Origin of the sequence: Nocardia rhamnosiphila NBRC 108938 (assembly GCF_000720425.1) — a bacterium.
In the GTDB taxonomy this organism is placed as follows: Bacteria; Actinomycetota; Actinomycetes; order Mycobacteriales; family Mycobacteriaceae; genus Nocardia; species Nocardia rhamnosiphila.
Genome location: NZ_JOAJ01000001.1, coordinates 449,306 through 475,997 on the forward strand (window position 1 = coordinate 449,306; position 26,692 = coordinate 475,997).

Sequence of the window (26,692 nt, forward strand, 5' to 3'; positions counted from 1 at the left end):
ACGCACCTGGTTGCCCTCGCCGCGACGCCGTCCCACGAAAGGGCAGCCGGATGACCGAGGGGTTGATCGACGACACCGGTGCGTCCGTGACGGTCGAGCTCGATATCGCCGGCCCGATCGGCTCGTACACCGTGAAACTCGCCGACGGATCGCCCGTCGGCAGGGCCGACTTCGTCGACTCCGGAGTCGACGCCGAGCGGATTTTTTTCCACACCGAAGTCGATCAGGAGTTCGGCGGACGAGGTCTGGCCGGGCTGCTGGTGCGTGCGGCGCTCGCGGACAGAATTCGCAAGAACCTCATCGTCGTGCCGGTGTGCCCGCTGTTCGCTCGCCATCTGCGGAGGCACGGTGATGAATTCGCCGCGAAGGGCGGTGTGTTCCGCCGGTCGGCAGCTGCCGATATCGCACTGGTCACACGTGCTACACGGAACAGAGCATGACCTCTGGTCTCTGGTGCATCGACGTTGTGATCTGGTGAGGCGTCACGAAGGCACGCCACTACGCCGACCTCGGCGCTGCGCACAGCGCGGAAGTTGCACGTCTGCAGAGGAGGACGAATGCGGTCGATCATTCCCGACTATCTGACCGAGGCACTCGGAGCGGTAGCGCCGGACAACTCCGGAGAGCCGGCGGGGTACATCCCCGAGCTCGCAGCAGCAGACCCGGAGCGCCTCGGCGCGGTCTTCGCCACCGTCGACGGCCGAGTCTACGGCGCCGGCGATATCGATACCGAGTTCACGATCCAATCGATCTCCAAACCGTTCACGTACGCGCTGGCATTGGCCGATCGTGGCTTCGGCCCGGTGCTCGCCGGAGTCGGTGTCGAGCCGTCAGGCGAGGCCTTCAACGAGATCTCCCTCGAAAGCGACACCGGTCGCCCCCTCAATCCCATGATCAATGCCGGTGCGATCACCGCCCACTCGCTGGCCGGCTCGGCGGAACTGAACCCGGCAGAGCGCGTGGAGCGCGTGGTCCAGGGCCTTTCGGCGTTTGCCGGTCGTCGGCTGAAAATAGATGAGGCGGTGTGTGCTTCAGAAATGGAACACGCGCACCGCAACCTCGCCATCGCACATATGCTCCGCAGTCACAACATCCTCACCGAGGATCCGCGGGCCGTCGTCGACGGCTACACCCGCCAGTGCTCTGTGCTCGTCACCGCGCGAGATCTGGCCATGATGGCCGCGACGCTGGCCAACCGCGGGGTGAATCCTCTGTCGGGCGAGCAAGTGATACGCGAACCGGTAGTGCGTCAGGTGCTGAGCGTCATGCTCACCTGCGGAATGTATGACGCGGCCGGTGACTGGGCGACCCAGGTCGGGATTCCGGCGAAGAGCGGTGTGGCCGGCGGTCTGATCGGCGCACTGCCCGGCCAGATCGGCATCGCCACGTTCTCACCGCGATTGGACTCTCACGGAAACAGCGTGCGCGGGGTGTCGCTGTTCGAACGATTCTCCTCCGATATGGGTTTGCATGTGATGGAGGTCCCGGCCGCCGCGCGCGCGGTCGTGCGATCCAATCATGTCGCCGGCCACGGATCCGACGCGATCCGCGTCATCCAACTGCAAGGTGGAATCGGCTTCGCCGGAGCCGAGAGAGTTGTCCGGGAAACCCTGGACACTGCGCCCCCGGAAGCCGGGGTGGCTCTGGACCTCACGATGGTCTATTCGATCGACGACGTGGCACGGCGCATGCTGCTGGAGGTCGCGCGCCGGCTCACGTTGGACGGTCATGAGGTCTACCTCGTCGACCCGGAATCGATCATGCCCGATCCCGATCCCGGCGATGGCGGCCGAGTCACCGTCATCGGAGACGTCGAACAAGCATTGAATTCGCGCGCACGGTGACCCAGGGCAGCAGCCCGCGTCATCCGGGACCGTCGGACGGGAGCGGAAGACGGGTGTGCGTTGTCGCCGCGGAAATGGAGACACGATGCGTCCGTCCTCGGACAAGGTGATGCCCGAGGCATGGAAGGCTGCGAGCGCCTTCGCGTCGGCGAATCGAGACGCGGCATTACAGCGCGGACTCTCGGTCCAGGAGTCCGAGTTCATCAAGCTGCGTGCGTCGCAGATCAATGCGTGCGCGTTCCATGCCCGGCACCTGCTCGCGCTGGGCCCGCGCACCCGTGCCCGGACCAGGGCACAGCTTCGTGCGGAGGGTGTTCGAACCGGGCTTTCGGGGCGTTCGAGCCGACTGGTGCACCGGGGTCGGTCAGCCCATACTCGAGGAGTCGGGCATACCGATGCTGCGGCCGCCGAGGTGGCGGGCGAAATGCCGCTCGATCGCGCGGTACAGCATGACCCGGTTCTCCGGATTCGCGAATCCGTGGCCTTCGTCCTCGGCGACCAGGTATTCGACCGGCACACCGCGCTCGCGGAGCCGGGCGACGATATTGTCGGATTCGGCCTTGACGACGCGGACATCGTTGGCGCCCTGGGCGACCAATAGCGGAGTGCGGATCTTGTCGACCATGGTGATCGGGGAGCGGGTCAGCATATCGGCCTCCTGCTCGGGAATTTCGGGGTCGCCGACATAGCGGTACCAGTTGTTGACGTTGTAGGCCCGAGTGAACGGCGGCAGGGTGCGCAGGAAGTTGGCGAGATCGGAGATGCCGACGTAGTCGACGGCGGCGGCGAAACGGTCCGGAGTCACAGTGATACCGACGAGTGCGGCGTACCCGCCGTAGGAACCGCCGTAGATGCCGAGGCGATCGGGGTCGGCGTAACCTTCGGTGACGGCCCAGTCGACGGCGTCGATCAGATCGTCGTGCATCGCCTTGGCGAACTCGCCGATCGCGCTGGTGACGTGCCGTTTCCCGTAACCGAGCGAGCCGCGGAAGTTGACCTGCAGTACCGCGTAGCCGCGGTTGGCGAGGAACTGGGCGTCGTCGCTGTAGCCCCACGAGTCGTGGTACCACGGCCCGCCGTGCACCACCAGCACCAGCGGGAGGTTCCGCGGCTCCACCCCGACCGGCAGGGTGAGGTAGGCGTGCAGAGGCAGCCCGTCGCGGGCGGAAAACCCGACAGGCTGCATGGGGGCCATGGCGTTCGGGTCCCGGTCCGGGTAGGACCGGAACAGCAGGCGGGCATCGCCGGTGGTGTGGTCGTAGAACCAGGTGACACCGGGATCGCGGTCGTGGACGAAGGTGGCGACCCAGCGCTGCCCGGAGTCGTCGCAGGACAGGGTGCCGAGCACGCCGTCGGACAGTTTCTCCAGCCGGGCGTGGATTTCGGCGAAGTGCGGGTCGAGAACCTCGATACGCGGGCGATCGCCCACGAAGCGCGCGGCGAGGATCTCGCCGGTGCTCCGATGGGTGTAGACCGGGGGCGGGAGCACACCGGGCAGCAGCATACCGCTGATGTCGAGGTCGTGGCCGTCGACCGCGGCGACGACGGTCTCGGCGCCGGTCTCGTGGTCGATGCGGACCAGCCGCAGGTTGTCGCCGTCCTGGTAGGACCCGACGAGCAGCCCTTTCCCGTCGGCAGTGACCTGCTGGGGCTGAATGCTCATCGGGTACTCGGCCCCGCCGGGGCGGCGGAGCGGCCGCGTCCCTCCGGTGGCGGGGTCGATCGCGGAGATCTCGACGGTGCCGTCCTGGGCCAGGGCGGTGCGGAAGGCGGGCTCGCCGCGGTGGTCGAGCAGGACGGCGGACGTCGGATCGTCCTGCTCGAGGTGCAGGGTCGTCTCGCCGGTCGCGACGGCGATCCGGAAGGTATCGAAGAACAGTGGGCGCCGGTTCATCGTGACGAGCACGCTGCCGGAGACCGACGGCAGCGGCTCCACACCCACCACACGTGACCCCGGGTCCATCGGCGTGAGGTCGGCAACGGGTGCGTCGGGTTCGTCGAGGTCGACGCGGTACAGATGCCAGTCCTCGTTACCGTCGGTGTCCTGGAGGTAGAGCAACCAGCGGGTGTCGTCGGTCCAGTAGTAGGTGGTGATCCCGCGGCGGGTGTCGTGAGTGACGGGAACAGCGTCGTCATGGGTCGCGTCGATACCGCGGACCCAGACGTTGCGGCGGCCTCGATGCGGGGCGAGGTAGGCGATACGGGTGCCGTCGGGGGAGATCGACGGATTCGCGAACTGCGGGTCGGCGAAGAACGCCTCGATGTCGATCAGCTCGGGGCGCTGATTGGTCGGCTTTCCGGTCACGGTCTGTCTCCACTTCGTTCGGCTCCGGCTCACACTTGCGCCTCTGATCGAACACTGTGCCGTAGCGGCATACTCAAGCTCGCGGCCGCGAGGGACGTCAGGATTACCCACGGGCTTGTCTTCGACACTGTCGAGATCATCGCTGTACCGGTCGTCGAACCCGGCCACTGCCGACGGCTGGATCGTAATCGACGACTACCGATCGGCGGGTCCCTGATCGATCACCTCCGGTGTCCGGTCGTACCGGTGTGTAGACGATCACGTATGAGGGTGAGCCTGTGAACCATGTTCGGTTGTTTCGGACGCCTATGTAATGGGCTCATGGCCCCGCAATGACTTTCCTACCGGCGCGCAACGTGCGCACTCCCACGTGCGTACCACTTCGATCGGCTGACCGAACACCGCCCTTACTCGAGCGACACGATTCGTCCGTGTCGATTCGAGCTCATCTCATCCGACTCAGGAGAATGACCATGATTACCGCCAACCTCGCCGTTTCTCTCGACGGATTCGCTGCCGGACCCGGGCAGGATCTCGACCACCCCTTCGGTGTCGGCGCAGAAGCGCTGACTGCCTGGATGTTCGAAACCGAGCAGCCAGGACGGGAAGCGGATAAAAAGATCCTGGCCGACATCCACGCCGGTATCGGCGCGCACATCATGGGCCGCAACATGTTCGGCCCCGGTCGCGGGCCGTGGGACCTCGGTTGGAATGGCTGGTGGGGAACCGAGCCGCCCTATCACGCGCCGACGTTCGTACTCACCCATTACGAGCGCGAACCGGTGACCATGGAGGGTGGCACCACGTTCACATTCGTCACCGAAGGTATCGAAGCGGCCCTGGTCCAGGCACACGAGGCCGCGGACGGAAAGGATGTGGGGATTGCCGGCGGCGCGGCGACGATTCGCCAGTACTTGGCTGCGGGCCTGCTCGACGAACTCGTCCTGCACGTGGTCCCTGTCGTACTCGGCGCAGGAGAGAACCTTTTCACCGGTCTCTCCGGAATCGAGCTTCGGCCGATGGAGACCACGGCCTCCCCCACGGTGACGCACGTGCGCTACCGTGTCCGTCACTGACACGAGCCGGGGGCTGCACGGGTGCGTCCAGCTGCTTGTGCGGCCTCACTGCCGCTGTTCAGCGTGTCATCGAATACCCGGCGCGGGAGAATGCGGGTCGGCGTGCCCGCCGGAAGGCTTCGGGTGCGGGAACAGCCTGTCACCGACAATCGAATGACGCGTGGCCCGGCGGTTGCCCGGCGCCGGAGTGTCGTAGGCGAGATCGCGGCGAATACCGGTCCGGTAATCCCTCGGCGGCACACCGAAATGGCGTTTGAAGGCCGCGCTCAGCGCGAAGGCGTTGCTGTACCCGACGTGGCGTGCGATGGCATCGACGGTGTGATCGGTTTCCCGGAAGAGGTCGGCTGCCAGCGACAGTCTCCACCCGGTGAGGAAGGACATCGGGGGTTCGCCCACGAGCGCATTGAACCGCCGTGCAATGGCGGCGCGCGAGACACCCACCGCATCCGCCAGAGACGCGACGGTCCACCGATGCCCGGGATTGTGCTGCAGCAGGCGCAGCGCTCTGCCCACCAATGGATCGCTGTAGGCGTGATACCAGGCAGGCGCGTCGTGGTGGACGAGCCGGGCGCGCAGCGCACCGGCCACAACCAGCTCCAATAGGTGGTGCAGTACGAGGTTGCGGACGGGCCGGTCTCCGGCAGCACCATCTGCCAAGATCTCGAGAACGCTGTCGGGAACATCGCTGTGCTGCAGAACGATGACCGGAGGCAGTCCGTGCAGCAGGCGCCGGGCCACCGCCGAGGCGGTGTCCTGGGACCCGGTGAGAATCGTCGTGGCGCCCCGAGGCCGGTCGATCTGTGGTGCCGCGCCGGGGCTCAGTACCTCACGCGAGAGCACCTCTGCCGATGCCGGGCTCAGCCGCCCGGGATGGAGGATGAGCGGCGGCTCGCTCATCGGGTTGTCTGCCACGAGGTATGTTTCCGAGCTGCGGATGATCGCGACCTCGCCGGGATTCACGTATCGCGAGCCGTGCCGAGCGGTGATCATCCAGATGCCCCCGCGAGCCGGCGACAACACCGTCAATGGTGTCCGTTCCGAAATATGCAGGGAAAAGGGCCGATTCAGCACGCGCCACATCGGAAACGCTCCGCGAACGGGTGAACTTCCGAGCCGCCCGGCCCCTCACCGGCGAGTGCGCTATCCCTGAACGGCTCCTGCGCTCTCGGGACAGTGATGTATCGGGTCACTGCAACCCGCTCCCACTGTGCCGCTGCGATTCGATGAATGCTCGCAGGCGGTCGGCTAACCGGGTCGGGACCTGCATGGGCAGCGAATGCGTCGTGCCCGGCCAGATATCCACCTCGACCCGCGGGATGGAGGCTTCGGCTCGGCGCGCGGCGCGCTCCCCACCGGCAAGGGACTTCCCGGCGATAGCTACGTAGGTGGGGATTTCGATACCTGCCAACTCGGCACTGCTGAGCAGGCCCGGGATCGGAAGCGAACTCCGGTACTGCGCGGCCGCGGTCCGGATCATCTCGCCGATCGGTGTCGCGGCGCGGACTTCCTCTACGGACACCCCGCCGATCGCGGCCAGCGCGTGGTCGTGCCACGCGGCGCGGGGTGTGACAGTGAACAGCAGCGCCCAGAGGAAGGTCGACGGTGGGGGAAGACGGAGCGTGAACACCGGCTCCACCAGCAGAAGCGAGGCGAGGCGGTGGGGCGCGTGCAGGGCCACCGCCGCAGCGGTCGCACCCCCGAAGGAATGTCCGAGGAGGTGGACGCGTGAACAGCCCAGATCGGCCAGCGCTTCGTCTACCCAGCGCGCCTGATCGGCCATCGACGTCAGCGGCGCCGTCTGCTCCGACATCCCCGCGTCCCCGATCGCGTCCATGGCGAGGATCGGGCGACCGATGCGTTCGTGCAGGGCAGCGAGATTCGCCGACCACATGGGAACGCCGGAGCTGCGCCCGGGGAGGAGGACAATGGGATCGGCATTGCCGTCGCCGCCGTTCCACACATAGGTGCGCACAGTTCCGAATGTCGTCCGCACATCATGTGTGGAGGTCGGCGCCGGCCCGGCCGCAAGCGCGGCCTGGTAGGCCTTCGCGTACGCCCATCGCCCCTTCTGTGATCGGAAGCGGCCCAGCGTCATCATCGTTCTCCGTTCGAGTAAGCTCGCTCCGGAAGAATAGCAATACGTTCGTATTGGAGCAATACGAACGTATTGGAATCTTGTCCCATGGAGCGATATGACCCTCGAAAACGACAAACGCACCGCGATTCTCGCCGCTGTATGGTCGGTCATCGCCGACAAGGGTGTCGCCGCGGTCTCGTTCCGCAATGTCGCCGCGGCTGCGGGCGTCTCGGTCGGGCTGGTGCAGCACTACGTCGGGTCGAAGGAGAAGCTCGTGCGTCTCAGTGCCGCCGCGATGATCGAAGGATCGGCGCGACGCTTCACCGACCGTCCGGCCGATGTCCATGCCGAGCTACGCCGTCTGATCGCCCACGCGGTACCGGCGACGCCGGGGTCGCGTCGCGGCGTCGTCGTCTGGCATGCCTACATTGCCGCGAGTATCGCCGACCCCGAACTGGCGGCAATGCTGCGCGATGCCAAGCGCGGGCAGGAGGCGAACGCGGCCCGCCTGCTCGCCGACTTCGCGCCCGGGGTCGACGCCGCCACGGTCGCGCGGCGACTGGTCGCGCTGTCGGATGGTCTCGCCGCCCGGGTCATCACCGGCGATCTCGAGCCGGCGGAAGCTGTCGACGCGATCGATCGCGCGATCGGCGACCTCGAAGCGGATCGGGACTGATCGTCGGCGTGGTCGTATCCCGTCTCTCGTCGTGAGTCGCCAACCACTGCCGTCTCACTCCCGAGGTAAATACAATACGTTCGTATTGCTCCGATACGAACGTATTGCTATCCTTCCTGGCAACGCCTCAGAAGATGATCGGCGTACGCGGGATACGTGCTCGGCGAAAGGGATTCACCACAATGAGACTGACCACTATCACCCACGTATCCGTCGACGGGGTGATGCAGGGACTCGGCGGCCCGGAAGAGGACCGGCAGGATGGATTCGAGCGTGCCGGGTGGGCTCTGCCGCTGTTCGACGATGACGCCGAGGCGTTCCTCGGTGGGATCTTCGAACGTGCGGATGCATTCCTGCTCGGTCGGCGCACCTACGAGTCCTTCGCCGGGTCCTGGGGCGTCACGGTGACCTGTCTGAACGGCTACCCCAACACGGGTCTGGGCATCGTGACCGAGGTGCGGCTGCGATAGGTGGTCGAACGCCACGATCACCGTGCCCCGCCTGGTCACTGCGGCGGCTCACTCCCTCCGGGCAGGCCGGGGCGCCCCGGAGCCGAGCCTGCGGGACGTCTGTACCGAGAGTGGCTCTCGAAGGCCGGATATGCGTCGGGCGCCCGAGTGGCGAAGAGGGAGAGAGGGAATTCGATGCCGAGATGGATCGAGGGGATCCAAGCCCCAGTGGACCTCGGCCTGCTACTCGGGAAACCGCTGATCGACGCCACCGGAAAGTACAGCCACTTTCTGGCCGAGGACGTGATACGCGGATCGCGAGCCGGACTCGTTCGAGCCACCGATGAGTTCTTGCAGGTCGATCGGATATCGAAGGAAAAGACGCAATGGGACGGGTCTGATTCCTGGGGACGCTCGGCAGCCCTTCCTCCACCGGCTTCCGGGGAAGCTGTGACGGGCTGGGATACAGCGCGAGGTATAGAACTGGCCTTCTGGACCGGAGATGTCAGAAAGGAACGTCTCTACAGCAAGAATTTCGATGGACAAGGGCGTGCGACAGACGTTCCGACCGGGGTATCTTTCTCGTCGACTCGGGGACGAGCTGCATTCTTCAAGAGGGTGAGATTCACTCCTTCTCTCATGTTGCACGGCACCTACTCCCGCTCGGGTCGGCAGATAAAGGATTTCCATGACGCCATGTCGGCGTGGCCGTCGGAACGGGCGATAATACTGCACGCCGATTCGGATCACGAACTGGAAGTCTTCTATGTCAATGCGGACGTTTCCCCGTCTGCTGTACACGGTGACGACATGGCGCAGGGTTCGATCATGGCTCTCTCGCCGGAAATGTTCGCCAGAGTCGTCTCGAACGACAGCGATATCCGTCGGTTGGCGGTATCGGAATCCGGCCGGCCGATCGTGGTGCTTTCGAGCAGTGCGGCAGCACCGGGTTGCTTCTTGGGGCAGCGTTTCGCTGATGCTCTTCAAAATCAGGAGCAACTACGGCGTGATGTATATGTGAGTCGCGGGGAGCAGATCGTGTGGGAACAAGCGCTGGACCGCGCTCCACTTTCGGTGGAGCGGATGGGGGACATGCCGGAGCCTTCTCGGTCGGGAGAACGCCGACCGGACGACGAAGCCAAGATCTGGGAGCTGTACCCGGCTACGGGTCGGTACAGCTCATAGATGGAGCGCGGTTCCGACGTCTCCGGTGCGACCGGTCGTCAGCAGTGAGACCTGCCGTATCGGCACATCTTTCTGCGCTGTCGCCTTCGGTACGGACGGCCTGTGGAATCAGGTCAGCGGGTGCTGCAGGCCGTTGTGCGGCGAGAGGCACGACGCGACGGTAGGTCTGCCGGGCACACAGAATCTCCACAATTGACGCCTGTTCTCTCCACACGGGGTGGCTAGGCTTCCCGGGCATGGAACAGAACGCACCGGCAGGGGGAGCGGTGGCGCGGCGGATCCTGGTGGTGGACGACGAACTCACCATCGCGGAATCGGTGGCGGCGCGGTTGCGAGCCGAGGAATTCACGGTGGAGGTGGCCCACGACGGACCCGCCGCGGTGGCCGCCGCGAGCACCTTCGGCCCCGACCTGGTCGTCCTCGACGTCATGCTGCCCGGCTTCGACGGACTGGAGGTCTGTCGGCGGATCCAGGCCGAACGCTCGGTGCCGGTACTGATGCTCACCGCGCGAACCGATGAGATCGATCAGCTCATCGGTCTCGGCGTCGGCGCCGATGACTACCTCACCAAACCGTTCTCCCTGCGGGTCCTCACCGCCCGGGTACACGCGTTGCTGCGCCGGGTCGAGCGCGCCGCCGCGCTGCCCGGCACGATCACCGTGGTGGGCGATCTGCGAATCGATACCGATCAGCGCCGGGTCTGGCGCGGTGGGGTCGAAGCACAACTGACGCCGCTGGAATTCGATCTGCTGGCCCGGCTGGCGCAGCGGCCCCGCGCGGTGCTGGCCCGCGAACGGCTCCTCGAGGAGGTATGGGACTGGGCCGATGCCGCGGGCACCCGGGCGGTCGACAACCATATCAAGGCATTACGCCGCAAACTCGGCGCCGACCTGATCCGGACCGTCCATGGTGTCGGGTATGCGCTGGAGAGCAGATGAGCGGGCGCGCGGTCACCGGCGCCGACGCCCGGGGCGGGGTCGTGGGTGGGTGGCGGCGGATATCCGACCGGGTGGCGGCGGTATTGCCGCGGCCGCTGGATCGGGTCCGCTCCATCAAACTCAAACTGGCCGTCCTGATGACCTTCGCGGGCGGACTCGCCTTCGGCTATTTCCGTCTGCAGATCGGCTGGCTGCCACCGATGACCACGCTGGCCGCGATGGTGATCGCGCTGGTGTCCTCTCAGTTCCTGGCGCACGGCATCACCATGCCGCTGCGGGAGATGACCGCCGCCGCGCAACGGATGGCGCGCGGGGACTACACGAGCCGTGTGCGCGCCTCCTCCCGCGACGAAGTGGGCCAGCTGGCCGATGCGTTCAACCGGATGGCGGACGACCTCGCCGCAGCCGACCAGCAGCGCCGTGACCTGATAGCAAATGTCTCGCATGAATTGCGCACCCCCGTCACCGCGCTGGGCGCCGTCCTGGAGAACCTGGTGGACGGGGTATCGAAGCCCGATCCGAAAACACTCGAAACGGCTCTCGCGCAGACCGAGCGGCTGGGGCGGCTCGTTTCCGAACTGCTCGACATCTCCAGTATCGAGGCCGGCGCCGTCCCGCTCGACCGCGGCGAATTCGCTATCGCACCGCTTCTCGCGGAAGTGGCGGCCGAGGTGGAGGTCATGACGGCCGCCTCGGGCCGCGGGATCCGTTTCCGCAGCGAGGTCGAGCCGGTGACCGCGACCGTGTACGCCGACCGCGCCCGCCTCCACCAGGTGGTACTGAACCTCCTGGACAACGCCGCCCGGCACGGTCCGGCCGGCGGTGAGGTCCGGTTGCGCGCCCACACCGTGGGCGACGACCTTGTGATCGATGTCGAAGACGACGGTCCCGGCATACCGCCTGACCAGCGCGAGCGCATCTTCGACCGCTTCACCCGCGGTGGCCGTACCGACGGCGGCGGCACCGGGCTCGGACTTGCGATCGCGCGCTGGGTGATCGATCTGCATCGCGGCGACATCGCCGTCACCGGCCCCGGCTCCCGGATCCGCGTGGTCCTGCCGGCCACCGAGCCGCCCGACCTCTGACCTTTCCCGCTGCACAGCCCGGCCGCCTATCGGCCCCGGGGCGATAACGCACACCCTCAGGAGGAGCCCCATGCCCAGACGAACCAGGCCGAACGACGACAACGCGGAACGGACGACCCCGGTGGAATCGGCGGAATCTGCCGAACCCGGAACTCCGCCGGCCACCGAGAACGCAGCGAGTCCGACGGGAACAACGGGGACCCGAGGAACGACCGAGACCATCGACTCGGCAGCCCCTGCCGAACCGAGCGGTTCGGGGTCCGCTACCGGGAAGGAAACCGCCGCGGGTTCGTTGTCCGATGCTGCGCTCTGGGGGCCCGGTAGCCGGATGCAAGTGCAGCCGCCGAACGTTCGGGTTGCACCGGAGCACCCGAATGCGCCGGCCGTTCCACCACACCGGTACCTGGTCGCCTACCCGGCGGGTGTCCTGCCTGCGGCGGGAATCGCGGGTCTGGTCGCCGCGGCGACCGTCCCGCTCGACCGGCCCGGAATCGGCTGGTTGCTGGCGGGTTCCGCGGCCGCGGCCGCGGTCGGTGCAGTCCATCGCCGGGCACGTCGTACCGCGGAAACGGAGCATGGACAGACCCGGCACCGGGAGCGCCTGTGGTGGGCGATCACGGCACTGGTGTTGCTGGCGGTCGGCAGTTTCCGGGCCGCGGGGTGGTTGTTCGTTCTGTGCCTGGCGGCGGCGGCCGTGGCCGGGTCGCTGGCGGTGGTGGGCCGGCGTTCCGAGCGCGGGACATTCCGGGATGCGCTGGCTGTTCCGCTGGCGTCGGCCGGCGCCGTCGCCTGGGTGTTCACCGCATTGGGAAAGCGGCCCGACGGTGCCGAGACGCGTAATCGCCGAGTCGGGATATCCGCCGTCGTCACGGTGGCGTTACTGGTGGTGTTCGTACCACTACTGGCCGGCGCAGACGCCACGTTCGCCGCGCTCGTCGACGGTCTGGTGCCGCCGATGGACAGTGACACGCTGACCCGCTGGGTCGTGGTGTTCGTCGCAGCGGGTATCGGAACGCTGGGCGCCCTGTATCTGCTCGCCGGACCTCCGCTCCCGGCCGACGGGCAGCCGAAAGTCGCGAATCGCACGCTGGCGCGACTGGAATGGGGTCTGCCGGTCGGCACCCTGACAGCGGTGTTCGCGCTGTTTCTCGGAGCACAGTTGGTGGCCCTGTTCGGTGGGGACGATTATGTGCAGCGCACCGCCGGCCTGACCTACGCCGAGTACGCCCGGGGCGGTTTCTGGCAGCTCTCCGCGGTCACCGTGCTGACGCTCGCCGTCATCCTGCCCGTCCTGCACCGGGCAGCCCGGGACACCGCCGTGGATCGGCTGTGGTCGCGCGGCCTGTTGTGCGCGTTGAGCGGGCTCACGCTGGTGATGATCGTCTCCGCGCTCGGACGTATGTGGACCTACCAGCAGGCGTACGGATTCACCGTGCTGCGGTTGCTGGTCGGCACATGCGAACTCTGGCTCGGCATCGTCTATGTGCTGGTGATCATTGCCGTTCTGCGCCTGGAAACGGCATGGCTGCCACGCTGTGCGATCGCGACGGGAACGGCCGCACTACTGGCCCTTGCCGCACTGAATCCCGAGGGCCTGGTCGCCGCCGAGAACATCGACCGCTGGGAGCGCGGCGAAGACCTCGACGTCGACTACCTGGCCGGTCTGTCCGTCGATATCGTCCCCGCCCTCGACCGCCTGCCCGCCCAGATCCGCGATGGCCTGCTCGAACAGCTCGAGAACCGGCTCGACGAGGACACCTGGAACAGCTGGAATCTGGCCCGCACCCGGGCACGCTGAGCCGTGCAGTCGTCTCACAGTTGATCCGCATGTCGGGTCTCCACTGCTCGACGGTGCTCTGGATGGGGGCCGATCGGGCGCTGATACTGTGCCGGACAATGTAGCGGTCCGGCAGAGTTCGGCCAGTGGAGGTGTGGAGAGTGGCGCGCAAGGTTGTGGTGACCGTGATCGACGATCTGGACGGTGCATCCGCCGCCGCCGAGACCGTCTCGTTCGGCATCGACGGGGTGGGCTACGAGATCGACCTGTCCGAGGCGAATGCGCGGGAACTCCGTGCCGGCCTCGACAAGTGGACCCCCTTCGCGCGCAGGGTCGGGGGACGGAGCCGGGTCAAGGATCCTGCGGCGGGTCGGCGGAAGGATGCGAAGGCAGTGCGGGAGTGGGCACGTCGAAATGGGCATGATGTGCCCGAGCGTGGCCGGATGCCCTCCGCGGTGCTGCAGGCATACCAGCGGGCCGCGAACTGACGCCGGTACTATCCCGGCGTGCGGGGTGGCCGAGGAGGCCGAGCCGGTCGTTTCCGCGTTCCGCGCGGGCATCAACTTCCGGGCCGTATGTCCGCAGGAGACAGTGGCGCCGGATCGGCCAAAGATGTTGGCCTGGAACATGTCCCGGTAGTATGCCGCAGCATGTCCACACAACGAATGCCAGGCCGTCCCGCCGCAGGCCGAACGGGACACACCGCGGCACCGTGCGGGGGAGTCACGCGTTGAGCAATGCAGATCCGGGTTCGCAGAGGGAATCCCTGATCACGCACGGGCCCGCGGTAGCCGCCGAATCATATGTTCGGCTGGACACCCCCACGTTCGCGGCCGATCCGCACCGCGCGTACGCAGATATGCGACATCATGGCCCGTTGGTGCCGATCGAGCTTTCTCCGGGTGTGCCGGCGACGCTCGTGATCGGTTACCAGGTGGCCATGCAAATCCTCAACGACGAGGCCCATTTCCCCGCGGACCCACGCCGATGGGAGAAGAACGCCCCCTCGGATTCCCCGATGCTGCCGATGTTGGGCTACCGCCAGAATGCGCTGCGCACCGCAGGTCTGGAGCACGAGCGATACCGGCGCACCATCATCGCGGCGTTGGACACCGTCGACATGCACAAGGTTCACGGCGCAGTTGCCCGGGCCGCCGAGGGACTGATCAACGACTTCTGCGAGCGCGGTACCGCCGACCTGCGAACGGACTACGCGTATCCGTTGACTTTCCGGGTGCTGAGCGAACTGATGGGCTTTCCCGAAGACGCCGCGGCCGCGGCGTATCACGGGATGGCGGCGATGCTGGAGGGAGTGGGCGCCGAAGAAGGGCAGCAGCGTTTCGTCGAGGCTCTGATCGGGGTTGTCGAGCAGAAGCGGGCCGAGCCGGGCGACGATTTGACCTCGGAGCTGCTGAAACACCCGGACGGGCTCGATGCCATGGAGATGGTGAATCAGGCCGCGCTCCTGTTCTCGATGGGTACGGAGCCGACCTGCAATCTCATTCTCAATGCGCTGCTGCTGTTGATGACCGACGAGCAATACGGGGGTGAGGTCCTCAGCGGTGCCATGGCCACCCGGGACGCCATCGATGCGGTGCTGTTCGAGGATCCACCGCTGGCGAATTGGAGCGTGAGCTACCCCAGGCAGCCGCAACTCGTCGGCGATGTGTGGCTGCCGGCCGATCAGCCGGTGGTCATCAGCTTGGCCGCGTGCAACAACGATCCCAGCGTTGTAGGCGGTGGTGACCGCAGGGGCAACCGGTCGCACCTGGCATGGGGAGCCGGCCCGCACGGCTGCCCGGCCCAGAGCCTCGCCCAGACCATCGCCTCGCAGGGCATCGACCTGCTACTCGATGCCCTGCCGGATATTCGGCCGAAAGTATCCGCGCAGCAACTGCCTTGGCGGCAGGGGCAGTTCCACCGTGCCCTGGCGGCACTACCGGTCGAGTTCCCGGCGTGCCCGCCGATGCGTCTCGCCTGGTAGAGGTGACGATGGGTGGCGGGCGCCATGCGGTGCCCGCCACCGGTAGTGCACCGTCACTGCGTCAGAGTGAAACCGTCGTAGTCGTCGGCGGCGACCTGGTCGCACTTTTCGCGATACGCTCCGACGCCGCCGATGTATGCGTACATCACCCTCGGCTTACCGGGCACATTCGATCCCACGTACCAGGAGTCCACCTTCGGATAGAGCGTCATATCGCCGACCTCGCCGACGTGCCGCGTCCATTCCTGCTCCGCCTCGGTCTCGGCCTCCATGACCGTGACGCCCTTGGATCGCATCGCTTCGATCGCGTCCGATACCCAGTCGACGTGCTGCTCGATGGACACCATCATGTTCGACAGGACCGACGGGCTGCCCGGGCCCGTGATCGTGAAGAGGTTCGGAAAGCCCGCCACGGTGAGACCGAGGTAGGTGACGGGCCCGTCGGCCCACTTCTCCCGCAGCGATGCACCATCCCGGCCGCGAATGTCGATCGCGCCCAGCGCACCGGTCATCGCGTCGTATCCGGTGGCGTAGATGATGTCATCGAACTCGAAACTCTCCTGCGTCGTCTCGAGTCCGGACGCGGTCACCTCGGTGAGCGGGGTCGTGCGAACGTCTACGAGCCGGACATTGGGACGATTGAAGGTCTCGTAGTAGTCCGTCCCCAGGACCGGGCGTTTGACGCCGAAGAGGCCGGCGGGCTGAAGCAGCCGGGCGACAGCCGGGTCCGTCACGATCTCGGCGATTCGGTCGCGAATGAACTGGGCGGCGGTCTCGTTGGCGGCTTCGTCGGCGAGTAGGTCCGTGAATCCGACGAGCATGCTGACCAGTTCGCTGTCCTTGTCGCTCCACACTCTGCGGTAGAAGGCATTTCGTTCGTCTTCGCTCACCTCTAGCGCCCCCTTGGTGGCTTCGGGTTGCGCGATGCCGAACGACGATTCCCGGTTGGCCTTGCGCACCTCGCGGTAGCGAGACTTGATCCCGCGCTGGAATTCGGGATCGATCGCGTGATTGCCGGCGGGAAGAACATAGTTCGCGGTCCGCTGGAACACGGTGAGTTGCTCGGCCGATTCGGCGATGAGCGGAATAACCTGCACCCCGGAGGAACCGGTGCCGATCACCGCGACCCGCCGGCCGGTGAAGTCCACCTCCTGCGCGGGCCAGTTGCCGGTGTGGAAGCTGCGCCCCCGGAACGTATCGATGCCCGGAACTTCCACCATCTTCGGCGCCGACAGACAGCCTGTCGCCATGATCGCGTACCGCGCCGAGACGACCTCGCCCTGATCGGTCGTGATCCGCCACCGCGCGGCGGACTCGTCGTAGACCGCGGCGGTGACGCGGGTCCGCAACTGCACGTCCTTACGCAGATCGAAACGATCCGCGACGTGGTTGATGTAGCGGAGCAACTCCGGCTGCGGCGGCAACTTCTCGGTCCACTCCCACTCCTGCTCGAGCTCGGGGTCGAAGGAGTAGTTGTAGTACACGCTTTTCACATCGACGCGTGCGCCCGGATAACGGTTCCAGTACCAGGTGCCGCCGAGTCCACCGCCCGCCTCGTACACCTGCACCGAAAGGCCGAGTTCGCGCAACTTGTACAGCATGTGGAGGCCGGCGAATCCGGCTCCGACGACGACTGCGTCGATCTCGCGGGCCTCCTGCCCGGTCGAGGATACGGAATGCTCGGAGGTCGTTGTCATCGTGGGACCTGCCTTTCGATGAGTCGCCGTGGGAGACACAGCTGTTCGGTTCAACTACGGGGCGAGTCGGCAGTTACCTGGTCGAGGGAAGAGCTGGCGTGAGATGGTGGTCGGACATTGGAGACGATGACGCCGCAGAAGGTTCTTGCTCCTCCCTCGTGTCGCTGCAGCCCGGTCGATGTCACGAGCTGATCGGTGCGCGGACAAGACTCGCCGAGCGTCAGTTTTCCAGACCGGTACACGTTGCAGATCGGCGGGACTCGGTTGTGCGCGTTGATGTTTCCGCGCGGCGCCCGCATTTGCCGGGCATCACAAACGCGAGCAGGTCGATTGCATGGGGTTGCAGAATAGGACTTGCCCTGCCGTCGTTACGACTGTCTCCGCGCGGCAGCGAATCCGTCGACAGCATCGAGACTCCGAACCACAGCGTGATGTCCGGTCGGCAGAAGCTGTATCCGGCGTCCGCGATTTCGGCCGGGGCTTTCTGATGTGCGAGCTCCGAGTCGAGTTATCGCGCGGTCGACTCGATTGCCATGACGATGGGTTGTCGGCAGGGGTGCCGGGTTGATCCCGGGACGCCGTGCTCAGGAGTCGGTTGTTCCGCTGCTCTGTGCCAGGGCCTGGGGGCCGTATCGGGAGGCGATCAAGGCCCAGGGGTCGGCGTAGGGGCCGCGGCGCTCGATGCGCCGCTGCAGCGCCAGTGTTGTGCGTATCACCGGCCGTAGGAGGGGGCCGGTCGTCCGGAGGATTGCGCGCAGCAAGCGCGGCTGGGCCTCGGCGATCCAGGCGACCGTCTGCGGCCAATCGTGCTGTTGGAAGTCGAGGAGTGCCTGCGATTCCCTGGTATCGAACCAACCGGTGAAGGCCCATCCCCGGTCGTCGCCGGGATCGCCCGGCAAGCTCGCGGATGGTCCGAGCCGGCCGATACCCATCGCTTCGAATATGGAGTCCTCGACGTCGCGATGGGTGTGGGCGTAACTGTCGTTACCGGCGACGAGCAGCACTTTGCCGCTGATTGCGTCGCGGCGGTCGACAGCGTTGGCGAATGCCAGTGCGGCGTCGCGGGCGTCCACGCCGTGCAGCCGATTGTCACCGGGGGTCGCGCGGATGAGCACCAGATGGTCGGTGTTCAGGCCGGCGGTGGTGTCGGGGGACAGCACGCCCGGAAACCGGCAGCCGAGCGGGACCGTCTACATCTGGGCGTCGCTCGGCGCGCTGATCCCGACGCTCCAGGTGTACGTGTGGATCAGATGGATCATCGGCCCTTATTTCGAGCGGGTGCCCACCGGGCCGAGCGACCCGCCCATACTCATGAAGACGATCCTGAGCATCTGGACGGCCGGCGTCCTGATCGGTCTCCCCTTCGCCATCTACTGGTGGATCATCAGGCCGTGGTGGTGCGAGCGCCGGATCACCCTGGACGCCATACTGCTGGTGTCCACGGGCCTGATGTTCTTCCAGGACCCCTTCCTGAACTACCTGAACACGTGGTGCACCTACAACACCTGGATGTTCCATCCCGATCTGCCGATGCCACGCCAGGACTCCGGCTACCTCGACAAGGACGGTGAATTGGTCCTTCCGGACGGAGCCGAGGTCCCGAAGATCGTGCCGTTCGAACGGGAGAACTGATATGCCGGCCAGGGCCACAGCTGTGGGTTACCGTCACGTGCAGGCGCCGTTCTGCCCCGCGCCCAACAACAAGGCAGGGGTATTTCGCCACGCCTCCTGCCAGGGACTTCCGGTCCTGTCCTGCTCCGGACGGCGCATCACGAATGCCCTGCCGTGCAGGAGCAGGTGAACCGTTCGGGTCGACGGAGTAGCCGCCTTTCTGCTCGAGTCGATCCCGGTCAGTCCGGGACGATGACGGCCCGGGTTCGTCCCTGATGCGCCCAGGCTTCGCCGACGCGGCCGAGCGGGTACACGGTGTACGGCGCGTCGAAGGTGCCGTCGGCGAATCGGGCCAGGATGCCGGGGAGTTCGGCGATCATCTGCTCCTTGGAGACCGAGCCCTTGCCGCTGCCGCCGACCCGGATCCGTCGGCTGCGCAGTAGTGCTGCGGGCAGCGCCGCCTCGGCTCCGGCGAGCGAGCCGATCTGCACGTAGTCGACCGCCGCGCTGTCGTCGTCCGGGCCGGATCGTCCCAATGCCGCGAAAGCGGCCTCGGCGACGGGGCCCCACACGTAGTCGAGGACGAGGGTGGGCTGTGTCTCGGTGACCGCCGTAGTGAGGGCGGCCGCCCAGGCGTCGGGTGCGCCGGATGCGAGCGCAACGGTGACCACGCCCGGGCCGCGCAGCTGCTCCAGCGCGTCGTGGTCGCGCCCGACCGCGACCACCTGTTTCGCGCCGAGGAACCGCGCTGCCCGCACCGCGAGACCACCCGACATGCCGGTCGCGCCGAGCACCAGCACGGTGCCGAGTTCGCCCGCCTCCTCGCGCCGGGCGACCAGCGGCATCCAGCCCGACAGAGCGGGATTCATACCGGCGGCGACCGCGAGCGGATCGGCGCCGGCGGGCAGCTCCCTGTCGAATGGCGTAACCAGCCATTCCGCCATGGTTCCCCATGGCGACCGGGCGAAGCCCGTGTATACCAGCCGCCCGTTCTCGGTCCGGGCCACCGCGTCGACGCCCGGCACGAGGGGATATACCCGGCCGCTGCCGTAATGGCGACCGGCGGCCATCCCGCGGACGACGTGGTGCAAACCCGCGCCCACGAGCCTCAGCGGCGCCCGGCCGGGCCGCTGTTCGGGATCCGGGAAATCCGCGCAGACGGGTGTCGTGTCGGGGGTTTTCACGACTGCAGCACGCATGACACACTCCTTAACTAAGTTAAATTGCGATGCCGACCACTGTCCCTGAACTTTGTTAAGGTGTCAACCGTGGCCAAGGGAATCACCCGGGAGCAGATCGTGGCGGCGGCCCTCGAACTGCTCAACGAACACGGCATGGACGCCCTCACCGTCCGTGCGCTCGCGTCCCGGCTCGAGGTGAAGGCCCCCGCCCTGTACTGGCACGTCCGCAACAAACAGGAACTGCTCGACGAGATGGCCACCTTCGTCATGCGCCGCGTCACCGACGCCCTCGCGGCGATCCCGCCCGGCGGCGAATGGCGTGACGCCATAGCCGCCTACGCCCGCGTCCTGCGGTCGGAGTACCTGCTGCACCGGGACGGGGCGCGTATCTTCAGCGGTACGCGTATCGCCGACCCCGCGGTCGTGAAAGCGAAAGAACCCTGGCTCGAGCGATTGACCGCGACCGGGTTCTCACTGACCGAAGCAGACGACACCCTCGATCTGGTCACCGCCTTCGTGGTCGGCTTCGTCATCGAGGAGCAGGAGCGCGGTCGGTCGACCGGCAGCGACCCCGCGCGATACTCGCTCGCCGGACGTGACGCCTGGCTCGGCGAGGGCGCCGAACTCGTGAAAGCCGCCGGGCATCTCCGCGACGACGGCGACCGGAGGTTCGAACGGCAGCTCGGCGTTCTCCTCGACGGGCTCGCGGCCCGGCTGCGCTGACGGCTCGGGAAGTGCACCGGCCCATGGCGACAGGCGCGACGATCGCCATGGGCCGGCCCCATCCGACGACTGCGGGTCGACCGGTTTTCGCCGGGACGGGTCACGCTCCGGTGTGGAGGTGAGCGGCCCACAGCGAGGGGGTGGCGGGAAAGGTGTCGCGCGCCGCCCGGACAGCGTGGTGCAGTGCGTGGGGCGCGCGGCCGATATCGACCACCGTCGAATCGGGCGCGGTACGCAAGGCCGTGTAGAAGTCGTCGGCGATGCGGATCGCGATATCGTCGTCGATTGTCCACAGAGTGCCGATGACGTGGGGATATCCGGCGAACTGGAAAGCGGATGCGAGGTGGATGGACTCGTCGACCAGTTGAGTGTCGGTGCTGAGAGCGGTATCGCAGGCAGACAGATACGCCAACCGTGCCCGGTCGAGATGGATCGGGGCGAGTGCGGCGACGGTGAGCGGCGTCGTGGCGTGATCGTGTAACAGCAGCCGACTGCGTGAGGGGTCGTCGGGGTCGGTGGCTCCATGGCAGGCGAAGTGCACGATGGCGCGTTCCGGCAGCAGATGCAGCACGGTGTCCGTTGTCGGAAGCGTATGTTCGGCACTCGGACTCGCCGGGGCTCGGAGGTCGTTCACCTCGTCGGGCTCGGTGAGGACGGTGGACCCCGGCAGATGCGTGGCGACCAGATGGGCCTCGTCGAGCACGTAGTGCAGCCGCCCGTCGATCCCCGGAGTTGTCGGCATGGCCACGACGAGGGCCTGCCCGGGCGTGTCCGGGTCTATGGTGGACGAGTGCCGGCGTCGCGCGTATTCCAGAGCGGCGACGGTGGGCGTATAGGAAGAGATGACGCGGTCCATCACCGTCGCTGCGTCGGACCGGGACGGGTGAGTGTGATAGCCGGCCGCGTGGATCGGCAGTTGGCCCAGCAGTCCGCCCGGCGCCCACCACACCCGCGGTCCGGACCGGTCGGGCCCGATCGGCCGATGAAAGCCCAGCGCCTCGAGCACTGGACCGGTTGCGTTGTCCCACAGCCATTCCAGGGTGGCACTCAATTGTCGTTGAGCGGCTTGCCGTTCGGATCCCGTGACGCCGTGCGCGGCGGTATTCAGCGCCTCGCGGAAGGCGCGGGTTCGATCGCACACCGCCTCCACGGACAGGGCGGGCAGCGGCAGGCAGGAGATTCCGTCGGCGGTGAGCAGAAGCGCGTCGCTACCGTACCGGCCGATGCTGAAGGCCACCACCGGCCCGTGGCCGGCCTGCGCGACCAGTTGCCCGGTCGACGGTGGCAGGGCGAAGGTGTCGAATCCGGGTTGCGTCCGGATACGGGTGAGTACCTCCTCGAACTCACGCGCCAGCCGGTGCCGATCCGGAGCCCGGTCGGCGGAACCGCCCGGAAAGCGGCCGGCGCCGGATCGATTGAGCTGTTCACGCAACCGGACGAAGTCACCACCGAGGTCCGGATGCCGGTCCATGAGCTCGGTGGTATCCGCGCGGACCTGGACCGTTCGGTTCAGCAGTACGGCCCGGCCGGCCTCGAGCAAGCGCAGCGCCAGATCCGCCCGGTCGTTCTCGGGTACAGCCGGATTCCGGAGCGCCAGTGCCGCGGCGTCGGCGGCGAATCCGCCCCACCGGCCGATGGCGTACTGCTGGTCGGACCGTTCCAACTGCCGTGGCGCGATCTCGGGAAGCAGTCGGATCGCGTGCTCGATCAACTCGGCCGCACGGTCCGGCTGCGTGGCCGCGACCAGGTCGGCGGCCGCGCGGGCCGCCAGCATCCGGGTCGCCGGCGGTGCCACAGTGGACCGCTGCGCGTCCAGAAATGCTGCGGTGGCCTCATCACGGTCGCGCGTGGTGTCCGTTAGCCAGAACCGCATCATCAGTGCGGCCCCGAACCTGATCAGCCGTTGGGCGTGCGCGGGGTGATCGGCGGGTGTGATATCCGCGGCCCGCCGGAGCATATCGATGGCCTCGACGAGATCTGCCGGAGTGCCCGTCCGGTCGAAGCGAGTCCGGATGGTGAGCCCGAGGTTGCTCAGCATGGCCGGCAGGTCGGGGTGATCGGCGGGTGTCGCGGCGACGGCCTGCCGGAACATATCGATCGCCGCATCCAGATCGGCTGTTTCGGTCGTCTGCTCGAATCGGTCCGACAGGGCGTTTCCGAGATTCATCAGCAGCAGGTTCATTGTGCGGTAGCCGGTCGGGGCCGAGTCCACCGCGGCGCGCAACCTGGTGATGGCCTCGTCCAGGTCCGGTCGTGTTCCCGTGCGCTGGTATCGATGCCGCAGCGCCGTCCCCAGCGTCGTGAGCCTGCCGGCTCGGGTGCTGCTGTCTCCCGCTGTGCCGGTGACAGCTCGTCGAGCCATCCGGATGGCTTCGTCCAGATCCGTCATGGAACCGGTTCGATCGAACCGATCGATCAGCGCCCGGCCGAGGCTGCTCGTCCGGTCGGGGTAATCGGGATCCTCCGCGAGCGTGGCCGTGACCGCTTCCCGGCCGATTCGGATCGCCTCGTCCAGATCCGCCGGATTCCCGGTGCGCTCGAAGTGGATGCGCAGTGTGAATCCCAGACCGAACAGGTTCCGGCCACGATCGGGATGACCGGCCGGGGTCGCTGCCACTGCCTGTCGTCCCGCGTCGACCGCCTCGTCCAGATCCGATAACGTCCCGGCCCGTTCGAACCGGCCCAGCAGCGCCCCCCGGAGGGTGTTCATGGAGTCGGCGCGGCCCGGATCGCCGGTAGGGGTCCCGGTCACCGCCTGTCGCACGAGCCGAATGGCTTCATCGGCATCGGCCCGTTCGCCGGTCCGCTCGAAGCGGGACCCCACGCTCTGGCCCAGGACATGCCGGATCTCGGTCCGCAGACTGTCGGGAAGCGTTGCGGGCATGGCGGACATGGTCTGCTCGCCGAGCCGGATGGTCTCGTCCAGATCGGCCGCCATCCCCGTCCGCGCGTACCTGTCCGCGTGCGCCGCGGCAAGGTGTACCAGCCGCACGCAGAGCAGCGGATCGTCCGCGGCCGTCGCCGCCACCGTCCGGTGTCCCAGCGCGATCGCTTCGTCGAGGTCGGCGAGTTGCCCGGTTCGCTCGAATCGGCCCAGTAGCACAGCACCGAGCCTGTCGGTCCTGTCGGCGAGATCCGGATCGCCGTCGACTGTGCGGGCGACCGCTTCCCGCAACAGCAGGACCGCGTCGTCCAGGTCGGTAGGGTCTCCCGAGTTCTCGAACCGGGTATGCAAACTGCTCCCCACGGCTACCAGCAGGACGGCACGGAAGGGGAGATCCGCCGGGACGACATCCAGTGTCCGGCGACCGAGCAGGATGGCCTCGTCCAGATCGGCTGCCGCATTCGTCCGGCCGAACCGGAATACCAGCGCCCTGGCCAGGTGGTATCGAGCGCCGGGATATGCGGGGTGGCCGACCGGGGTGGCGGCGACGAGCTGTCGGCCCATGCGGATCGCGTCGTCCAGTTCGGCGACGGACTTCGCTCGATTCAGACGTCTTCGGAAGGCGTCCAATGGGCCGAACGGGCCGATTCGGGCGACGGTGGCCAGCGCACCCAGCTGCTGCCAGAGACCCTTGGCGGTGGTGAAGAAGCCGGATCCGCCGGTGCCGCCCTCGCGCTCACGATCTGTCATACCGCCCTCCCCGGATGAGTACCGACGCTAGTCACCCGACGGCCTGAAGCACAACGTTTTCGACGATATGATCGAACTGCCGCGCTGCACCGCCGAGGCCGTGAGCGTGGCGTCTGCCGGATTGCTCGTCGTCCCAGGGGGTTGTTTGCTGCCGTCGTCACAAGATGCCGGGCGGATCGCCGCCGGATTGGCTTATCTGTGTGAGCATCTGGAGGATATTCGTAGCGTGCTCGGCGATGACGGGGCCGATCACGGAACGCCGCTCAACCGTCTGCTCGCCGTCGTGCACTCGGACGGCGTCACCGATTTGGGTGTCGCGCTCGATGCCGTCCACACCGCACTACAGGCCGGCGGCGACGCGCGCGGGCTGTACGGACATCACCGCGCCGCCACACCGATCGGTGTGCACCACCTCGAGATCGTCTACCGCTGTCCGCTCGCACGGTGCACGGGCCGTACCGCCGCCGAGGTCCACGACGACCCGCCACGATGCGCCCTCACCGAGCGGGAGCTCTTGCGAGAGCGACTTTCCTGAATGGGCGGATTGTGGGGCGAACTGACGAAGAAGCTCGCCGAGAAATGGCTGTCGCTGCTGGTTCTGCCCGGTGCCCTCTATCTCGCGGTCGCCGGTGCCGCATTCGTTCTCGGACACGGTCATGCGCTGGATGTGGGACTGCTCGCACGCACGATCACCTCCCATGCCGAAAACCCGGCATTCACCGCCCCGGGCGCGGGAATCATGCTTCTGCCGGCGATCTCGGCCGGTGCGGCCGCGGTCGGGCTCGTCGCCCAGGCCGCCGGAACCCTTACCGAACACATCGCGCTGGCCACGGAGTGGGCCGCCTGGCCGTGGCCGGCCCGGCATCCGGCGCGATGGTCGATGGGTCGGCGAAAACGTCGCTGGGACACCGCCGAGGCCGTCTACCACCGGGAGCTCCGGAAGACGCTGGCTCCCGACCCCGCGGACCGGCCGGATTCCGCGCTCCGGCATCGCGCGGCCCGCACCCGGAACCGGATCTCGGTGGAGCGGCCGGAACGGCCCACCTGGAGCGGTGATCGAGTACATGCCGCGGCTGTGCGCCTCGACCGCGACCACCACCTCGACCTCGCCACCGTATGGCCGTCGGTGTGGCTGATCCTTCCGGATCCCACCCGCGATCAGATCGGGGAGGCGCGAACCGCTTTGGCGCGGGCGACCACGCTGCTCGCCTGGTCGGTCCTGTATTCGGTCCTGACGGTCTGGTGGTGGCCCGCCGCCCTGATCGGTGTCGTCACCGCGGCAACGGCCCGGTATCGAATCCGCACCGCAACCGATGCCTACGCCACTCTCCTGGAAACCGCGAGCCGGTTGCACGCCGTTTCTCTCGCCACCCAACTCGGTATCGAGCACGCGGGCCCGCTCACGCCGCAACTCGGTCGCCTGCTCACCCGCCACCTCGGCAGCCCGCGTCCGTCCACCGATTGAGCGAACCGGCATCAGCCTCTGGCGTGCATTGCTTTGTAGTGCCCCCCGCGTCCGAGCGCATCGGTCGCGCCGGCGCCCACCCGAAGTGTGAGCAGTTCCGCAGCCCGGCCGGGCCGACTCGGAGGCACCATGTGGGGATGGGTGGTTATCGAAAGGCAGCACCACGAATCCCGGTTCCGTTCTAGTCGATCAGGTAGAACAGACCCCATCCGTGCTGCTGGGACCGGATGAGTATTTCTCCCCAGTCCCGCAGCAGTCTCACGGCGCTGTCGAAATCCGGGAGCCAGGTGTCTTCGTCGAGTTGGGCGGTGACCGCCGGTCGCAGGTCTTCGATCCGGTCACGGCTGTGGCGCCAGAGTTGCGCCAGTTCGGCGACTTCGGCCGGCGGAAAACCGTAGATGCCTGTGGTGCTGCCGGGCCCCATGGCGGCCAGTTCGTCGCTTCCCTCGTCGGGGAGGAGGCGGCTGAGCCACGCGCCCAACGGCGCCAGTGTCTCCTTCGGTGCGTCGGCACGCTGGGCGGTGTGTTCCACCAGGTCCCGCAAGTAGAAGTGGGGTTTGTACGAACCGCCGGCGCCGATCCCACGAAATACGCCTCTGGCGTACCACCGATCAACGATGGTCGGCCACCAGAGCACTCCGTCTTCGACGAGGTCGATCCGCGGAGCAAAACGGATTCGGGTTCGACCGCTACGGGCAGGTGGTGGTGAGAATTGGGGGAGTCGTAGGAATTGGGGAAGGGGAACAACAGGTCCCACATCTCGTCCGCACCCGATCGCTGCAGCGTTTCGGTCAGGCGCGCCCAATCGGCGACACCTACCCAGATATTCACGCCCACGCCCCTATCCTCGCCGCGTGGGGGCCGGCCTGCCACCGAATGGTCTTCCGATCCCCTCTGGACACCTGTTACTGCGGACCGTGGAGTGGAGCACCATTCGGTGGCGCCCGCCTCCACGGGGACGTCGACAGGGAAGTCCCCGGCGAGT

22 protein-coding genes and 2 pseudogenes are annotated in these 26,692 nt (G+C 67.1%); 15 read left to right on the top strand and 9 right to left on the bottom strand.

From position 1 onward, the window contains the following. The first annotated feature begins 50 nt into the window (after positions 1-50). A complete protein-coding gene (locus IG75_RS0102170) occupies positions 51-440 on the top strand; it encodes a GNAT family N-acetyltransferase (protein ID WP_030519421.1) in 390 nt (129 codons plus the stop codon). 117 nt (positions 441-557) lie between these two features. Next, positions 558-1,844: a glutaminase gene (locus tag IG75_RS0102175; protein ID WP_030519422.1), complete on the top strand. Its 1,287-nt coding sequence runs from the start codon at positions 558-560 to the stop codon at positions 1,842-1,844. A 364-nt stretch (positions 1,845-2,208) separates the two neighbouring features. Here IG75_RS0102175 and IG75_RS0102180 read toward each other — a convergent pair whose 3' ends face one another. Beyond that, positions 2,209-4,149: a S9 family peptidase gene (locus tag IG75_RS0102180; protein WP_030519423.1), complete on the bottom strand. Its 1,941-nt coding sequence runs from the start codon at positions 4,147-4,149 to the stop codon at positions 2,209-2,211. 431 nt (positions 4,150-4,580) lie between these two features. Between IG75_RS0102180 and IG75_RS0102185 the strand changes: the two genes are divergently transcribed. Beyond that, complete coding sequence (locus tag IG75_RS0102185; protein ID WP_245713121.1) at positions 4,581-5,225, top strand: dihydrofolate reductase family protein; 645 nt, start codon at positions 4,581-4,583, stop codon at positions 5,223-5,225. Between the two features lie 66 nt (positions 5,226-5,291). Here the strand turns inward: IG75_RS0102185 and IG75_RS40575 are convergent, their stop codons facing one another. From IG75_RS40575 to IG75_RS0102195, 3 genes and pseudogenes are all read right to left on the bottom strand, one after another. Further along, positions 5,292-5,813 carry a helix-turn-helix transcriptional regulator gene (locus IG75_RS40575; RefSeq protein WP_281630932.1) on the bottom strand — a complete coding sequence of 174 codons (522 nt, stop codon included), beginning with the start codon at positions 5,811-5,813 and terminating at the stop codon, positions 5,292-5,294. Next, a pseudogene (locus tag IG75_RS40580) lies at positions 5,805-6,311 on the bottom strand (cupin domain-containing protein); the annotation flags it as partial. The pseudogene IG75_RS40580 and the gene IG75_RS40575, both read right to left, overlap by 9 nt. Before the next feature lie 100 nt (positions 6,312-6,411). Beyond that, positions 6,412-7,323, bottom strand: coding sequence for an alpha/beta fold hydrolase (locus IG75_RS0102195; RefSeq protein WP_051714123.1), 912 nt, complete (start codon positions 7,321-7,323; stop codon positions 6,412-6,414). A gap of 94 nt (positions 7,324-7,417) precedes the next feature. Between IG75_RS0102195 and IG75_RS0102200 the strand changes: the two genes are divergently transcribed. The 8 genes from IG75_RS0102200 (at position 7,418) to IG75_RS0102240 (ending at position 15,396) form a co-directional block, all read left to right on the top strand. Next, positions 7,418-7,978, top strand: a complete 561-nt coding sequence (locus IG75_RS0102200) for a TetR/AcrR family transcriptional regulator (RefSeq protein ID WP_030519427.1) — start codon at positions 7,418-7,420, stop codon at positions 7,976-7,978. A gap of 182 nt (positions 7,979-8,160) precedes the next feature. Further along, positions 8,161-8,448: a dihydrofolate reductase family protein gene (locus IG75_RS35955; protein WP_030519428.1), complete on the top strand. Its 288-nt coding sequence runs from the start codon at positions 8,161-8,163 to the stop codon at positions 8,446-8,448. Positions 8,449-8,655: 207 nt separating this feature from the next. After that, complete coding sequence (locus tag IG75_RS38880; RefSeq protein WP_156058588.1) at positions 8,656-9,612, top strand: hypothetical protein; 957 nt, start codon at positions 8,656-8,658, stop codon at positions 9,610-9,612. 236 nt (positions 9,613-9,848) lie between these two features. Then, the gene (locus IG75_RS0102215) at positions 9,849-10,550 is read left to right on the top strand and encodes a response regulator transcription factor (protein ID WP_081876582.1); all 702 of its coding nucleotides are present in this window, start codon (positions 9,849-9,851) and stop codon (positions 10,548-10,550) included. Between the two features lie 137 nt (positions 10,551-10,687). Next, positions 10,688-11,635, top strand: a complete 948-nt coding sequence (locus IG75_RS0102220) for a HAMP domain-containing sensor histidine kinase (RefSeq protein ID WP_373863731.1) — start codon at positions 10,688-10,690, stop codon at positions 11,633-11,635. Positions 11,636-11,963: 328 nt separating this feature from the next. Then, entirely contained in the window at positions 11,964-13,433 is a 1,470-nt protein-coding gene (locus IG75_RS0102225; RefSeq protein WP_168165604.1) for a DUF4153 domain-containing protein, read from the top strand. Between the two features lie 140 nt (positions 13,434-13,573). Beyond that, the gene (locus IG75_RS0102230; protein WP_030519433.1) at positions 13,574-13,900 is read left to right on the top strand and encodes a histone-like nucleoid-structuring protein Lsr2; all 327 of its coding nucleotides are present in this window, start codon (positions 13,574-13,576) and stop codon (positions 13,898-13,900) included. Between the two features lie 392 nt (positions 13,901-14,292). Then, entirely contained in the window at positions 14,293-15,396 is a 1,104-nt protein-coding gene (locus IG75_RS0102240; RefSeq protein WP_245713136.1) for a cytochrome P450 family protein, read from the top strand. 53 nt (positions 15,397-15,449) lie between these two features. On the opposite strand, the gene IG75_RS0102245 is transcribed toward IG75_RS0102240, so the two are convergent. Together IG75_RS0102245 and IG75_RS35960 are read right to left on the bottom strand one after the other, a co-directional pair. Beyond that, complete coding sequence (locus IG75_RS0102245; RefSeq protein WP_030519435.1) at positions 15,450-17,093, bottom strand: flavin-containing monooxygenase; 1,644 nt, start codon at positions 17,091-17,093, stop codon at positions 15,450-15,452. A 584-nt stretch (positions 17,094-17,677) separates the two neighbouring features. Further along, positions 17,678-18,265, bottom strand: a pseudogene (locus IG75_RS35960) (NAD-dependent epimerase/dehydratase family protein); the annotation flags it as partial. A gap of 139 nt (positions 18,266-18,404) precedes the next feature. On the opposite strand from IG75_RS35960, the gene IG75_RS40845 reads away from it, so the two are divergent. Further along, the gene (locus IG75_RS40845) at positions 18,405-18,725 is read left to right on the top strand and encodes a spirocyclase AveC family protein (RefSeq protein ID WP_425594447.1); all 321 of its coding nucleotides are present in this window, start codon (positions 18,405-18,407) and stop codon (positions 18,723-18,725) included. A 218-nt stretch (positions 18,726-18,943) separates the two neighbouring features. On the opposite strand, the gene IG75_RS0102260 is transcribed toward IG75_RS40845, so the two are convergent. Further along, on the bottom strand, positions 18,944-19,903 hold the full coding sequence (locus IG75_RS0102260; RefSeq protein ID WP_030519436.1) for a zinc-binding alcohol dehydrogenase family protein: 960 nt from the start codon (positions 19,901-19,903) through the stop codon (positions 18,944-18,946). 69 nt (positions 19,904-19,972) lie between these two features. Between IG75_RS0102260 and IG75_RS0102265 the strand changes: the two genes are divergently transcribed. Beyond that, on the top strand, positions 19,973-20,608 hold the full coding sequence (locus IG75_RS0102265; RefSeq protein WP_030519437.1) for a TetR/AcrR family transcriptional regulator C-terminal domain-containing protein: 636 nt from the start codon (positions 19,973-19,975) through the stop codon (positions 20,606-20,608). A 100-nt stretch (positions 20,609-20,708) separates the two neighbouring features. Here the strand turns inward: IG75_RS0102265 and IG75_RS0102270 are convergent, their stop codons facing one another. After that, entirely contained in the window at positions 20,709-24,242 is a 3,534-nt protein-coding gene (locus IG75_RS0102270; protein ID WP_051714129.1) for a CHAT domain-containing protein, read from the bottom strand. A 67-nt stretch (positions 24,243-24,309) separates the two neighbouring features. Here IG75_RS0102270 and IG75_RS0102275 point away from each other — a divergent pair, with 67 nt between their 5' ends. Further along, on the top strand, positions 24,310-24,777 hold the full coding sequence (locus IG75_RS0102275) for a hypothetical protein (RefSeq protein WP_030519439.1): 468 nt from the start codon (positions 24,310-24,312) through the stop codon (positions 24,775-24,777). Next, the gene (locus IG75_RS0102280) at positions 24,778-25,707 is read left to right on the top strand and encodes a hypothetical protein (protein WP_036512058.1); all 930 of its coding nucleotides are present in this window, start codon (positions 24,778-24,780) and stop codon (positions 25,705-25,707) included. It abuts the gene before it with no gap. 181 nt (positions 25,708-25,888) lie between these two features. Here IG75_RS0102280 and IG75_RS0102285 read toward each other — a convergent pair whose 3' ends face one another. Further along, positions 25,889-26,251 (bottom strand): hypothetical protein, encoded by a 363-nt coding sequence (locus IG75_RS0102285; RefSeq protein WP_156058590.1) that lies wholly within the window; start codon positions 26,249-26,251, stop codon positions 25,889-25,891. Positions 26,252-26,692 lie beyond the last annotated feature (441 nt).